The 14737-nt window shown below is 45.4% G+C and carries 11 protein-coding genes and 4 tRNA genes; all 15 read left to right on the top strand.

Annotation, left to right across the window (positions count from 1 at the left end; translation table 11 throughout):
* Positions 1-49 precede the first annotated feature (49 nt).
* Positions 50-241, top strand: a complete 192-nt coding sequence (gene rpsU, locus DWY57_RS13955) for a 30S ribosomal protein S21 (protein WP_005825735.1) — start codon at positions 50-52, stop codon at positions 239-241.
* Between the two features lie 73 nt (positions 242-314).
* Complete coding sequence (locus DWY57_RS13950; protein WP_117966499.1) at positions 315-1199, top strand: tyrosine recombinase XerC; 885 nt, start codon at positions 315-317, stop codon at positions 1197-1199.
* 18 nt (positions 1200-1217) lie between these two features.
* Entirely contained in the window at positions 1218-1517 is a 300-nt protein-coding gene (gene raiA / locus DWY57_RS13945; RefSeq protein ID WP_117600999.1) for a ribosome-associated translation inhibitor RaiA, read from the top strand.
* Positions 1518-1610: 93 nt separating this feature from the next.
* Positions 1611-1684: transfer RNA gene (locus DWY57_RS13940), tRNA-Thr, on the top strand.
* Between the two features lie 124 nt (positions 1685-1808).
* A tRNA-Tyr gene (locus tag DWY57_RS13935) sits at positions 1809-1891 on the top strand.
* Between the two features lie 17 nt (positions 1892-1908).
* A tRNA-Thr gene (locus DWY57_RS13930) sits at positions 1909-1980 on the top strand.
* A gap of 50 nt (positions 1981-2030) precedes the next feature.
* Positions 2031-3215 carry an elongation factor Tu gene (gene tuf, locus DWY57_RS13925; protein ID WP_117601000.1) on the top strand — a complete coding sequence of 395 codons (1185 nt, stop codon included), beginning with the start codon at positions 2031-2033 and terminating at the stop codon, positions 3213-3215.
* Positions 3216-3271: 56 nt separating this feature from the next.
* Positions 3272-3344, top strand: a tRNA-Trp gene (locus DWY57_RS13920).
* A 215-nt stretch (positions 3345-3559) separates the two neighbouring features.
* Positions 3560-4102, top strand: coding sequence for a transcription termination/antitermination protein NusG (gene nusG / locus DWY57_RS13910; protein WP_005825724.1), 543 nt, complete (start codon positions 3560-3562; stop codon positions 4100-4102).
* Between the two features lie 57 nt (positions 4103-4159).
* A complete protein-coding gene (gene rplK / locus DWY57_RS13905) occupies positions 4160-4603 on the top strand; it encodes a 50S ribosomal protein L11 (protein WP_005825722.1) in 444 nt (147 codons plus the stop codon).
* Positions 4604-4618: 15 nt separating this feature from the next.
* Positions 4619-5317 carry a 50S ribosomal protein L1 gene (gene rplA / locus DWY57_RS13900; RefSeq protein ID WP_005825721.1) on the top strand — a complete coding sequence of 233 codons (699 nt, stop codon included), beginning with the start codon at positions 4619-4621 and terminating at the stop codon, positions 5315-5317.
* A gap of 15 nt (positions 5318-5332) precedes the next feature.
* Positions 5333-5854 (top strand): 50S ribosomal protein L10, encoded by a 522-nt coding sequence (rplJ, locus tag DWY57_RS13895; protein ID WP_005825719.1) that lies wholly within the window; start codon positions 5333-5335, stop codon positions 5852-5854.
* A gap of 61 nt (positions 5855-5915) precedes the next feature.
* Positions 5916-6293, top strand: a complete 378-nt coding sequence (gene rplL, locus DWY57_RS13890; protein ID WP_004291279.1) for a 50S ribosomal protein L7/L12 — start codon at positions 5916-5918, stop codon at positions 6291-6293.
* 105 nt (positions 6294-6398) lie between these two features.
* A complete protein-coding gene (gene rpoB, locus DWY57_RS13885) occupies positions 6399-10211 on the top strand; it encodes a DNA-directed RNA polymerase subunit beta (protein WP_119961939.1) in 3813 nt (1270 codons plus the stop codon).
* 108 nt (positions 10212-10319) lie between these two features.
* Positions 10320-14615, top strand: coding sequence for a DNA-directed RNA polymerase subunit beta' (gene rpoC / locus DWY57_RS13880; protein ID WP_117601002.1), 4296 nt, complete (start codon positions 10320-10322; stop codon positions 14613-14615).
* The last annotated feature ends 122 nt before the right edge of the window (positions 14616-14737 follow it).

Here is a 14737-nt window from a genome sequence, read left to right as displayed (position 1 = left end):
TCAATTTGATCGTGAGATTTTTAAACCATTAACATTTAATTAAAAGAAAATGATTGTAGTACCTGTAAAAGAAGGCGAAAACATTGAAAAAGCGCTGAAGAAATTCAAAAGAAAGTTTGAAAAAACTGGCACAGTTAAGGAATTGAGACGCAGACAACAGTTCGATAAACCGTCTGTGACTAAAAGACTTAAGAAAGAACGTGCTGTTTACGTTCAACAACTTCAGCAAGTAGAAGATTAATAATTCGTAAATTCCTTTGAATTATTGAATTCTTTTTCATACATTCGTTGCATGATTTTAGATATGTAGCGATATGTTGTTGACAGATTCTTTTCTTGACTATCTTCTGTACGAGCGGAACTATTCCAAAGGTACGATTGAGTACTATCGGACGGATATTCTTGAACTGCAGAGGTTTGGAGAAGAAATGTGGGGGGACTTGACTCCATCGGATGTAGATGCAGAACTTGTTCGTGAATGGATTGCTTCCTTGATGGACAAAGGACTTGCTTCTAATACGATAAACCGAAAGCTGAGCTCTATCCGGACATATTATAAATTCCTTTTGAGGAGAGGTGAGGTTGCGGTAGATCCGTTACGAAAAGTTACGGGGCCCAAAAAGAAAAAACCGCTTCCAGTATTTCTGAGAGAAGGTGAGATGGATAGGTTGTTGGATGATATGGATTTTGGTGAAGGTTTTGAAGGGTGTCGCGACCATATGATTGTTGAAATGTTCTATGCTACCGGCATGCGACTTTCAGAATTGATAGGGTTGGATGACAAAGATATTGATTTTTCGGCTTCTCTCGTTAAAGTGACAGGAAAGCGGAATAAGCAACGTCTTATACCTTTTGATGAGGAGCTGGGGCGCTCGATGAGGGAATATGTCAATGTGCGGAATGAGGCTGTTCCGGTTCGCTCGGATGCTTTTTTTATCCGGAAGAATGGAAAGAGGCTTTACCGCGGTATCGTAGCATGCCTTGTGAAACGAAACCTTTCGAAGGTAGTGACTGTAAAAAAAAGAAGTCCCCACGTGCTGAGGCACACCTTTGCAACGGCTATGCTGAACAATGGTGCTGATTTAGGTTCGATAAAAGAACTCCTCGGGCACGAGAGTCTGGCGACAACGGAAATTTATACGCATACTACTTTTGAAGAGCTTAAAAAAGTGTATAATCAGGCTCATCCCCGAGCCTAAAGTAAAAAGGAGGTAAGTATGGAAGTAAGAATTCAATCGATTCACTTTGATGCGTCAGAGCAATTGCAGTCTTTCGTTCAAAAGAAAGTTGCTAAGTTGGAGAAATTTTACGACGATATAAAGAAAGTAGAGGTGTCATTAAAGGTAGTAAAACCAGAAACAGCCGAAAATAAAGAAGCCGGAGTGAAAGTGTTGGTTCCCAATGGTGAGTTTTATGCAAACAAGGTTTGTGATACGTTTGAAGAAGCGGTAGATTTATGTCTGGAAGCTTTGGGAAAACAGCTGGTTAAGTACAAGGAAAAGCAACGGAGCAAATAATTTTCCGCTAAAATTTTGCGGGTAAAAAATAAATGTCTAAATTTGCAGCCGTTTCGCTCACGCTATGAACGTTACGGTTGCATTTTTTAGCTTGCCTCTTTAGCTCAGTTGGCCAGAGCACGTGATTTGTAATCTCGGGGTCGTTGGTTCGAATCCGACAAGAGGCTCGCTCAAGGATGAGTGGAATAAGTCTTTCTTCACGAGGTGGAGGTGATATGAAAACGGAAATCGTTCGGGTAAAGTTTACTCTGCGATGATTTAGTAAGGAAAAGAGTTCTTTTTATAATGTAGGGGCAAATACCAGAGTGGCCAAATGGGGCAGACTGTAAATCTGCTGGCTTACGCCTTCGGTGGTTCGAATCCATCTTTGCCCACAACTCTTATTCTCCTTGCTGTTATAGCTCAGCGGTAGAGCACTTCCTTGGTAAGGAAGAGGTCCCGGGTTCAAGTCCCGGTAACAGCTCACAAAAATGTAAAAGCTGATTATTAATCAAATAAATAACAAGTAAAGCTATGGCTAAAGAGAAATTCGAACGTACCAAACCGCACGTAAACATTGGTACAATTGGTCACGTTGACCACGGTAAAACCACGTTGACAGCTGCTATCACTACAGTGTTGGCAAAGAAAGGTCTTTCTGAACTGCGTTCTTTCGATTCTATCGATAACGCTCCTGAAGAAAAAGAAAGAGGTATCACTATCAATACTTCTCACGTAGAGTATGAAACGGCTAATCGTCACTACGCTCACGTAGACTGCCCGGGTCACGCTGACTACGTAAAGAACATGGTAACTGGTGCTGCTCAGATGGACGGTGCTATCATCGTAGTTGCTGCTACTGATGGTCCGATGCCTCAGACTCGTGAACATATCTTGTTGGCTCGTCAGGTAAACGTACCGAGACTGGTTGTATTCATGAACAAGTGTGATATGGTAGACGACGCTGAAATGTTGGAGCTCGTTGAAATGGAAATGCGTGAACTGCTTTCAGCTTACGAATTCGATGGCGACAACACTCCGTTTATCCAGGGCTCTGCTCTTGGTGCGTTGAATGGCGTTGAAAAGTGGGAAGAGAAGGTTATGGAGCTGATGGAAGCTTGTGATACTTGGATTCCTCTGCCTCCGCGTGATGTTGACAAACCGTTCTTGATGCCGGTTGAAGACGTATTCTCAATCACTGGTCGTGGTACTGTAGCTACTGGTCGTATCGAAGCTGGTGTTATCCATGTAGGTGACGAAGTTGAAATCCTTGGTTTGGGTGAAGACAAGAAGTCAGTTGTAACTGGTGTTGAAATGTTCCGCAAGTTGCTGGATCAGGGTGAAGCTGGTGACAACGTAGGTCTGTTGCTCCGCGGTATCGACAAGAACGAAATCAAACGTGGTATGGTTCTTTGTAAGCCCGGTCAGATTAAACCTCACTCTAAGTTCAAAGCTTCTATCTACGTTTTGAAGAAAGAAGAAGGTGGTCGTCACACTCCGTTCCACAATAAATACCGTCCTCAGTTCTATCTGCGTACTATGGACTGTACAGGTGAAATCACTCTTCCGGAAGGAACTGAAATGGTAATGCCTGGTGATAACGTAGAAATCACTGTAGAACTGATCTACCCGGTAGCATTGAACGTAGGTTTGCGTTTCGCTATCCGTGAAGGTGGTCGTACGGTAGGTTCTGGTCAGATTACTGAAATTCTTGACTAATAACCAATATAATCTTAATCAGTTCCCGGTATACATCGGGAACTGATTATGTACAAACGGGAGTAGCTCAGTTGGTAGAGCACCGGTCTCCAAAACCGGGTGTCGGGAGTTCGAGCCTCTCCTCCCGTGCTAATATTTTTGAAATGAAGAAGATTGTAGCTTATTTTAAAGAAACTTACGACGAACTTGTTCATAAAGTGTCGTGGCCTACGTATTCTGAACTTACTAACAGTGCAGTAGTTGTTTTATATGCTTCCCTACTAATTGCAGTGGTAGTATTTGCGATGGACTTCTGTTTCCAGCATCTGATGGAATTTGTTTATCCACATTAAAAGTAAGAAGAAATGTCTGAGATTGAAAAGAAATGGTACGTTTTGCGTGCTATTAGCGGAAAAGAAGCTAAGGTAAAGGAATACCTTGAAGCTGATATTAAAAACAGCGACCTTGGTGATTACGTATCTCAGGTATTGATTCCTACCGAAAAGGTATATCAGGTTCGCAATGGTAAGAAAATTGTGAAAGAGAGAAGTTATCTCCCTGGTTACGTTTTGGTGGAGGCTGCTCTGGTGGGTGAGGTTGCTCATCATCTGAGAAATACTCCTAATGTGATAGGGTTCTTGGGTGGTTCGGAAAAACCCGTACCTCTGAGACAGTCGGAAGTGAATCGTATACTTGGTACGGTTGACGAATTGCAGGAATCAGGTGAAGACTTGAGTATCCCGTATGTAGTCGGCGAGACTGTAAAGGTGAATTACGGTCCGTTCAGTGGATTCAGTGGAATCATTGAAGAAGTGAACACCGAGAAGAAGAAACTGAAGGTCATGGTCAAGATATTCGGACGGAAGACTCCGCTCGAATTGGGCTTTATGCAAGTTGAAAAAGAATAGTGCAGGTGTTACGCTGTAGTATTCTTCATTAATGTTTATATATAAATCAATTAGAAAATGGCTAAAGAAGTTGCTGGACTAATCAAATTACAGATTAAAGGAGGCGCGGCAAATCCATCTCCCCCAGTAGGACCTGCTTTGGGTTCCAAGGGTATCAATATCATGGAGTTTTGCAAGCAATTCAACGCCAGAACCCAAGACAAAGCAGGAAAGATTCTTCCTGTGATTATCACTTACTACGCAGACAAGTCTTTCGATTTTGTAATCAAGACTCCTCCCGTGGCTATCCAGTTGTTGGAAGTGACGAAGCAAAAGAGTGGTTCTGCTGAGCCTAACCGTAAGAAGGTTGCCGAGATTACTTGGGAACAAGTTCGTACGATTGCTCAGGACAAAATGGTTGACTTGAACTGTTTCACTGTAGAAGCTGCCATGAAAATGGTTGCCGGTACAGCTAGAAGTATGGGTATCGCTGTAAAAGGGGAGTTCCCGGTTAATAATTAATAAACTTCAATTAGAATGGGTAAACTGACAAAAAATCAAAAGTTGGCTGCAGAAAAAATTGAAGCAGGGAAAGCATACTCTCTCAAGGAAGCTGCTCAGTTGGTAAAAGAAATCACTTATACCAAGTTTGACGCTTCTCTGGATATCGACGTACGTTTGGGCGTTGACCCGCGTAAGGCCAACCAGATGGTGAGAGGTGTTGTATCACTTCCTCACGGTACTGGTAAGGTTGTACGCGTTTTGGTGCTTTGTACACCAGATGCTGAAGCTGCTGCAAAAGAAGCCGGAGCTGACTATGTTGGTCTTGACGAATATATTGAAAAGATCAAAGGTGGATGGACTGATATTGATGTGATTATCACTATGCCGTCCATCATGGGTAAGATTGGTGCACTCGGTCGTGTGCTCGGTCCTCGTGGATTGATGCCTAACCCCAAGAGTGGCACTGTAACTATGGATGTTGCTAAAGCTGTAAGAGAAGTAAAACAAGGTAAAATCGACTTCAAGGTTGACAAGAGCGGTATTGTTCATACTTCTATCGGTAAAGTTTCATTTAGCGCTGAGCAAATTCGCGACAATGCGAAAGAATTCATCTCTACTTTGAATAAATTGAAACCGACTGCAGCCAAGGGTACATATATTAAGAGTATTTATCTTTCTAGCACGATGAGTGCGGGCATCAAGATTGACCCGAAAACAGTAGAAGAAATCTAATAAAACGGAGTAATAATGAGAAAGGAAGATAAAAGTACGATTATTGAGCAGATTGCTGCTACAGTGAAGGAATACGGTCACTTCTATTTGGTGGATACCACTGCCATGAATGCTGCTACAACCAGCATGTTGAGAAGAGAATGTTTCAAAGCTGACATCAAATTGATGGTAGTTAAGAATACATTGCTTCACAAGGCATTGGAAAGCCTGGAAGAAGACTTTTCTCCGCTTTATGGTTCTCTGAAAGGTACAACTGCCGTAATGTTCAGCAACGTTGCTAACGCACCGGCCAAGTTGATCAAAGATAAGGCTAAGAATGGTATTCCCGGACTGAAGGCTGCATATGCAGAAGAAAGCTTCTATGTTGGTGCTGACCAGTTGGATGCTCTCGTAAGTATCAAGAGTAAGAATGAAGTTATTGCCGATATCGTTGCATTGCTGCAGTCACCGGCCAAGAATGTTATTTCTGCTCTGCAATCAGGTGGTAACACCCTCCACGGAGTTCTCAAGACTCTTGGTGAACGTCCCGAAGCGTAAATTTCGGAAAAAGAATTATATCAATTTATTTAGTATTTAAACAATTAAAAATCATACAAAAATGGCAGATTTGAAAGCTTTTGCAGAACAATTAGTTAACTTGACAGTAAAAGAAGTTAATGAACTTGCAACAATCCTGAAAGAAGAATATGGTATTGAACCTGCTGCTGCAGCTGTAGCTGTTGCTGCTGGTCCTGCAGCTGGTGGTGCTGCTGCCGCAGAAGAAAAGACTTCTTTCGACGTAGTATTGAAGAGCGCTGGCTCAGCTAAACTTCAGGTAGTTAAAGCCGTTAAGGAAGCTTGCGGTCTTGGCTTGAAGGAAGCTAAGGACATGGTAGACGGTGCTCCTAGCGTAGTAAAAGAAGGTTTGGCTAAAGACGAAGCAGAATCATTGAAGAAAACATTGGAAGAAGCTGGAGCTGAAGTTGAACTTAAATAACATTAGCCTGTAAATCAGGTAATTCGGTTAGGAACCCTTCGTGAAAAGGGTTCTTAACCTTTTTGTGTATATATTTAAAATTAAGTTCTACAAATCCATTAACAGATGTCTTCAAATACTGTAAATCAAAGAGTTAATTTTGCTTCGACTAAGAATCCGCTTGAATATCCGGATTTTCTGGAAGTACAATTGAAGTCATTCAAAGACTTTCTACAACTGGACACCCCACCCGAGAAGCGTAAGAACGAGGGACTGTATAAAGTATTTGCTGAAAACTTCCCCATTGCCGATACAAGAAATAATTTTGTTCTTGAGTTTTTGGACTACTATATTGATCCGCCGCGCTATACCATTGATGAATGTATAGAGCGAGGGCTTACATATAGCGTGCCTTTGAAGGCAAAATTGAAATTATATTGTACCGACCCCGACCACGAAGATTTTGACACGGTCATTCAGGACGTGTTCCTAGGTCCCATTCCTTACATGACGGATAAGGCGACATTCGTCATCAACGGTGCGGAACGTGTGGTTGTATCCCAACTTCACCGTTCACCGGGCGTATTTTTCGGACAGAGCGTACATGCCAACGGTACCAAGTTGTACTCAGCCCGTATCATCCCGTTCAAGGGTTCGTGGATTGAGTTTGCCACCGACATCAACAACGTCATGTATGCCTACATTGACCGTAAGAAGAAATTGCCGGTTACTACTTTGCTGAGAGCCATCGGTTTTGAGAATGACAAGGACATTCTCGAGATCTTTAATTTGGCGGAAGACGTGAAGGTAAACAAGACGAATCTCAAGAAGATGGTGGGACGTAAGTTGGCCGCACGTGTGTTGAAAACATGGATTGAGGATTTTGTAGACGAAGAAACCGGTGAAGTTGTTTCCATCGAGCGTAACGAAGTCGTTATCGATCGTGAAACTGTAATCGAGCCGGAACATGTTGATATTATATTAGAGTCGGGTGTTCAGAATATCCTCGTACACAAGGAAGAACCGAACCAGTCTGACTATTCTATTATATATAATACTCTGCAGAAGGACCCGAGTAACTCGGAAAAAGAAGCTGTACTCTACATCTACCGCCAGCTGCGTAATGCAGACCCAGCCGATGATGCCAGTGCACGCGAAGTTATCAATAACTTGTTCTTCTCAGAAAAGAGATATGACCTGGGTGATGTAGGCCGTTATCGTATCAACAGAAAGTTGAACTTGACGACCGATATGGACGTGCGTGTCCTTACCAAGGAAGATATTATCGAAATTATCAAATATCTCATCGAGTTGATTAACTCGAAAGCGGATGTGGATGATATCGACCACTTGAGCAACCGTCGTGTGCGTACAGTGGGCGAACAGTTGTCCAATCAGTTTGCCATCGGTCTGGCACGTATGTCGCGTACTATCCGCGAACGTATGAACGTCCGTGACAATGAAGTCTTTACTCCTATTGACCTGATTAACGCCAAGACAATCTCTTCCGTTATCAATTCATTCTTTGGAACGAATGCTTTGTCACAGTTCATGGATCAGACCAACCCGCTGGCCGAGATTACTCACAAGCGCCGTATGTCTGCCCTGGGTCCTGGCGGTTTGTCACGCGAACGTGCAGGCTTCGAGGTTCGTGACGTACACTATACTCACTACGGGCGTCTTTGTCCTATCGAGACTCCTGAAGGTCCGAACATCGGTTTGATTTCTTCACTCTGCGTATTTGCGAAAATCAACGAGCTCGGCTTCATTGAAACTCCGTACCGTAAGGTGGCAGATGGTAAGGTTGACCTTTCTGACGAAGGTTTGGTTTACCTCACCGCAGAAGAAGAGGAAGCCAAGATTATTGCGCAGGGTAATGCTCCTTTGAACGATGACGGTACTTTTGTACGTGATAAAGTAAAATCCCGTCAGGATGCCGACTATCCGGTGGTTCCTCCTTCCGAGGTGGAATTGATGGACGTATCTCCCCAGCAGATTGCTTCTATTGCAGCTTCTTTGATTCCGTTCCTGGAGCATGATGACGCCAACCGTGCATTGATGGGATCAAACATGATGCGTCAAGCTGTTCCTTTGTTGAAGAGCGAAGCTCCGATTGTAGGTACTGGTATCGAACGTCAGCTGGCACGCGATTCCCGTACGCAGATTACTGCCGAGGGTGACGGTGTGGTTGAATTCGTGGATGCAACGACTATCCGTATTCTGTACGACCGTACGGAAGAGGAGGAATTCGTAAGCTTCGAGCCTGCATTGAAAGAATATAATATCCCGAAATGGCGCCGTACCAACCAGAACATGACGATTGACCTCCGTCCGATTTGCGAGAAGGGCCAGCGCGTTACTGCAGGTCAAATTTTGACAGAAGGTTATTCAACCGAAGACGGAGAGCTTGCATTGGGTAAGAACCTGCTGGTTGCTTACATGCCGTGGAAGGGCTATAACTATGAGGATGCTATTGTACTGAACGAACGCGTGGTTCGTGAGGACCTTTTGACTTCTGTACACGTGGAAGAATATTCTTTGGAAGTTCGTGAAACGAAGCGTGGTATGGAAGAGTTGACTTCTGACATTCCCAATGTAAGTGAGGAAGCGACTAAAGACCTTGACGAAAACGGTATTGTTCGTGTGGGTGCCCGCATCGAGCCGGGGGATATCCTTATCGGTAAGATTACTCCGAAGGGTGAATCAGATCCTTCTCCGGAAGAGAAACTGCTCCGTGCCATCTTCGGTGATAAGGCCGGTGATGTGAAGGACGCTTCTTTGAAAGCTTCTCCTTCTTTGAAAGGTGTTGTTATCGGTAAGCGTCTGTTCTCTCGTGTTATTAAGACTCGCAGCTCCAAGCTGGCCGACAAGGCTCTGCTGCCGAAGATTGACGACGAATTCGATGCCAAGATAGGTGATCTCAAGAAAGTATTGATAAACAAACTGTTGAAGCTTACAGAAAACTATACATCGGAAGGTGTGAAGGATTACATGGGTGCCGACATAATTTCCAAAGGCGCCAGATTCTCTGCTTCCGACTTCAGTGATTTGGACTTCACTGCTGTTCAGTTGAGCAACTGGACGAAGGATGAACATACCAACGGACTGATTCGTGCGTTGGTGATGAACTTCATCAAGAAGTATAAGGAACTCGATGCCGAGTTGAAGCGCAAGAAGTTTGCCATTACTATCGGTGACGAGTTGCCCGCAGGTATCATTCAGATGGCCAAGGTATACATTGCCAAGAAACGTAAGATTGGTGTCGGTGACAAGATGGCTGGTCGTCATGGTAACAAGGGCATTGTTTCCCGCGTGGTACGCCAGGAAGACATGCCGTTCCTTGCTGACGGTACTCCGGTAGACATCGTGCTGAATCCGTTGGGTGTGCCTTCACGTATGAACATCGGTCAGATATTCGAGGCCGTTCTCGGTCGTGCCGGAAAGAACTTGGGCGTGAAGTTTGCCACTCCTATCTTTGACGGTGCATCTTTGGACGATTTGAACGAATGGACCGATAAGGCCGGCTTGCCCCGTTACGGCAAGACAACGCTGTATGATGGTGGTACCGGTGAAGCATTCGAGCAGCAGGCTACGGTAGGTGTGACCTACATGCTGAAGCTCGGTCACATGGTTGAAGACAAGATGCACGCACGTTCCATCGGTCCGTACTCACTCATTACGCAACAGCCGTTGGGTGGTAAGGCACAGTTCGGTGGTCAGCGTTTTGGAGAAATGGAAGTTTGGGCTCTCGAAGCATTCGGTGCCGCACACATTCTGCAGGAAATCCTGACTATCAAGTCTGATGACGTTGTAGGACGTTCCAAGGCTTATGAAGCAATCGTGAAGGGTGAGCCGATGCCTGCTCCGGGTATCCCCGAGTCACTGAACGTATTGCTGCACGAGTTGAGAGGTTTGGGCTTGAGCATCAACTTAGAATAATGGATAATTGATAATTGAGAATGGATAATGCAAGTTACCATTCTCAATTATCGGTTTTCAGTTTTTCAATTTCAATTTTCCATTGTCAATTATCAATTAAATAAATTTATGGCTTTTAGAAAAGATAACAAGATAAAGAGTAATTTCTCGAAAATCTCTATCGGTTTGGCTTCTCCTGAGGAAATCCTTGAGAATTCGAGTGGTGAAGTTTTAAAGCCTGAAACCATCAACTATCGTACGTATAAGCCCGAACGCGACGGATTGTTCTGCGAGCGCATCTTTGGTCCTATCAAGGATTACGAGTGCCATTGCGGTAAGTACAAGCGTATCCGTTACAAAGGCATCGTCTGCGACCGTTGTGGTGTGGAAGTGACTGAAAAGAAAGTGCGCCGTGAGCGTATGGGACATATCCAGCTCGTTGTGCCCGTGGCTCACATTTGGTATTTCCGTTCACTTCCCAACAAAATCGGTTACTTGTTGGGCCTGCCCACCAAGAAACTGGATGCCATTATCTATTACGAGCGTTATGTTGTCATTCAGCCAGGTGTACTGTCCGACGAAGTGGCACAGTACGACTTGCTGGAAGAAGGAGAATACCTGGACTTACTGGAAAAGTTGCCGAAAGACAACCAATTCCTCGAAGATTCAGACCCCAATAAGTTCATTGCCAAGATGGGCGCGGAAGCTATCTACGATTTGCTGTCACACCTCGATCTTGACTCTTTGTCTTACGAACTGCGTAATCGTGCCGGAAGCGATGCTTCACAACAACGCAAGACCGAAGCCCTGAAACGTCTTCAGGTAGTTGAGTCGTTCCGTGCATCACGTGGACGCAACAAGCCTGAGTGGATGATTGTACGCATTGTGCCGGTTATTCCACCCGAACTTCGTCCGTTGGTTCCGTTGGATGGAGGGCGTTTCGCAACTTCTGACTTGAACGATCTTTACCGTCGTGTCATCATCCGTAACAATCGTCTGAAGAGATTGATTGAAATCAAGGCTCCTGAGGTGATTTTACGTAATGAAAAACGTATGTTGCAGGAAGCTGTCGACTCTCTGTTCGACAACTCTCGTAAATCGAGTGCTGTGAAGACTGACGCTAACCGTCCGTTGAAGTCACTTTCTGACAGTTTGAAGGGCAAGCAAGGACGTTTCCGTCAGAATTTGTTGGGTAAGCGTGTCGACTATTCCGCACGTTCTGTAATCGTTGTAGGTCCAGAGTTGAAAATGGGTGAATGCGGTATTCCAAAACTGATGGCAGCTGAGCTTTATAAGCCGTTCATCATCCGTAAGCTCATTGAGCGCGGTATCGTGAAGACAGTAAAGAGTGCCAAGAAGATTGTAGATCGCAAGGAACCTGTTATCTGGGATATTCTGGAACACGTGATGAAGGGTCATCCGGTGCTGTTGAACCGTGCTCCGACACTTCACCGTCTCGGTATTCAGGCATTCCAGCCCAAGATGATCGAAGGTAAGGCAATCCAGCTGCACCCGTTGGCATGTACGGCGTTTAATGCCGACTTCGACGGTGACCAGATGGCCGTTCACTTGCCGCTGAGCAACGAAGCGATTCTGGAAGCACAAATGCTGATGCTCCAGTCACACAATATATTGAACCCTGCTAACGGTGCTCCTATCACTGTGCCCGCCCAAGATATGGTACTCGGTTTGTACTACATCACTAAGTTGCGCAAAGGTGCCAAAGGTGAGGGGTTGACATTCTACGGTCCAGAAGAAGCACTGATTGCCTATAATGAAGGTAAGTGCGACATTCACGCTCCGGTAAGCGTCATAGTGAAAGACGTTGATGAGAATGGCAACATTGTGGACAAGATGATGCACGATACCTCCGTGGGCCGTGTCATTGTCAACGAAATTGTTCCGGCAGAAGCAGGATATATCAATACGATTATCTCCAAGAAGTCACTCCGCGATATCATCAGTCACGTAATCAAGGTGTGTGGTGTTGCCAAGGCAGCCGACTTCCTCGACGGGATCAAGAACCTCGGTTACTACATGGCCTTCAAGGGTGGTCTGTCGTTCAACTTGGGGGATATCATCATCCCGGAAGAGAAGGAAGCATTAGTACAGAAAGGTTATGATGAAGTAGAGCAGGTAATCAATAACTATAACATGGGTTTCATCACCAACAACGAGCGTTACAATCAGGTAATCGATATCTGGACACACGTGAACTCAGAGTTGTCCAACATCTTGATGAAAACCATTTCAAGCGACGACCAGGGTTTCAACTCTGTATACATGATGCTGGATTCCGGTGCCCGTGGTTCTAAGGAACAGATCCGTCAGCTCTCCGGTATGCGTGGTTTGATGGCAAAGCCCCAGAAAGCAGGTGCCGAAGGCGGTCAGATTATTGAAAATCCGATTCTTTCTAACTTTAAGGAAGGTCTGTCCGTGTTGGAATACTTTATCTCTACTCACGGTGCCCGTAAGGGTCTTGCCGATACCGCTTTGAAGACGGCTGACGCCGGATACCTGACCCGTCGTCTGGTTGACGTATCGCACGATGTGATTATTAATGAAGAAGACTGCGGCACGCTCCGCGGATTGGTTTGTACAGCATTGAAAAACAATGACGAAACCATCGCCACTCTGTATGAACGCATCCTCGGTCGTGTATCCGTACATGATATTGTTCATCCTACAACTGGCGAACTGATTGTGGCTGGCGGTGAGGAAATTACCGAAGACATTGCGCAGAAGATTGAAGATTCCCCGATTGAGAGTGTTGAAATCCGTTCCGTATTGACCTGCGAATCCAAGAAGGGTGTTTGTGCCAAGTGTTACGGACGTAATCTGGCTTCCAGCCGCATGGTTCAGAAAGGTGAGGCAGTCGGCGTAATTGCTGCACAGTCTATCGGTGAGCCGGGTACACAGTTGACACTGCGTACATTCCATGCCGGTGGTACGGCAGCCAATATCGCTGCCAACGCAAGTATCGTGGCTAAGAACCCTGCCCGTTTGGAATTCGAAGAACTCCGTACGGTAGACGTTATTGACGAAGCAGGCGAACCTGCAAAGGTAGTGGTAGGCCGTCTGGCTGAAGTGCGTTTCGTGGATGTCAACACGGGTATTGTTCTTTCTACCCACAACGTACCTTACGGTTCTACGCTCTATGCTGCTGACGGTGAAATGGTAGAGAAGGGCAAGATGATTGCCCGTTGGGATCCGTTCAACGCAGTTATCATTACCGAAGCTACCGGTAAGATTGAATTTGAAGGCGTTATTGAAAACGTGACTTATAAGGTAGAGTCTGATGAATCTACCGGTTTGCGCGAAATCATCATCATTGAGTCTAAGGATAAGACGAAGGTGCCTACCGCACACATCATGACAGAAGACGGCGAACTGATCCGTACATACAACTTGCCGGTAGGTGGCCACGTGGTGGTTGAGGACGGTCAAAAGGTAAAGGCCGGTGAAGTTATCGTGAAGATTCCGCGTGCCGTAGGTAAAGCGGGTGATATCACGGGTGGTCTTCCCCGTGTCACTGAGCTGTTTGAGGCACGTAACCCGTCTAATCCTGCTGTGGTTTCAGAAATCGACGGTGAGGTTACCATGGGTAAAGTGAAACGCGGTAACCGCGAAATCATCGTTACTTCCAAGACCGGCGAAGTGAAGAAGTACCTCGTACCGTTGTCCAAGCAGATTTTGGTTCAGGAGAACGACTATGTACGTGCCGGTACTCCGTTATCAGACGGTGCTATCACACCTGCGGACATCCTGGCCATCAAAGGTCCTACAGCCGTGCAGGAATATATCGTGAACGAGGTTCAGGACGTTTACCGTCTGCAGGGTGTGAAGATTAACGATAAGCACTTTGAAATCATCGTACGTCAGATGATGCGCAAGGTGGAAATTGACGAGCCGGGTGATACCCGCTTCCTGGAACAGCAAGTTGTTGACAAGATGGAATTCATGGAAGAGAACGACCGTATCTGGGGAAAGAAGGTGGTAGTGGATGCTGGAGATTCCCAGAGTTTGCAGGCTGGTCAGATCGTGACGGCCCGCAAGTTGCGTGACGAGAACTCCATGTTGAAACGCCGCGACTTGAAACCCGTGGAAGTGCGCGACGCTGTACCTGCGACTTCTACTCAGATTCTTCAAGGTATCACCCGTGCTGCATTGCAGACTTCAAGCTTCATGTCGGCTGCTTCCTTCCAAGAAACGACGAAGGTGCTGAACGAGGCTGCCATCAACGGAAAGGTGGACCGTCTGGAAGGTATGAAGGAGAACGTAATCTGCGGTCACCTGATTCCTGCCGGTACCGGACAGCGCGAGTTCGAGAAGATTATTGTTGGCTCCAAAGAAGAGTACGACCGTATGCTTGCTAACAAGAAGACGGTACTTGATTATGCTGTAGACGAGAAAGTAGAGGGATAACCTTACAACGTCAATATAATTCTATTAAATAGAGAGAGGGAATATTCTATAAGAAGGAGTATTCCCTCTCTGTTTTATCTTTGCCTCTTCCTTCTGTACTGCAACGCTTCTGCATGTTTGTT

The sequence above is a fragment of the Bacteroides sp. AF25-5LB genome (genome assembly GCF_003602965.1).
Classification (GTDB): Bacteria; Bacteroidota; Bacteroidia; order Bacteroidales; family Bacteroidaceae; genus Bacteroides; species Bacteroides uniformis.
The sequence above is the reverse complement of the archived record's forward strand: the minus strand, read 5'-3'. Positions and strand labels throughout refer to the sequence as shown.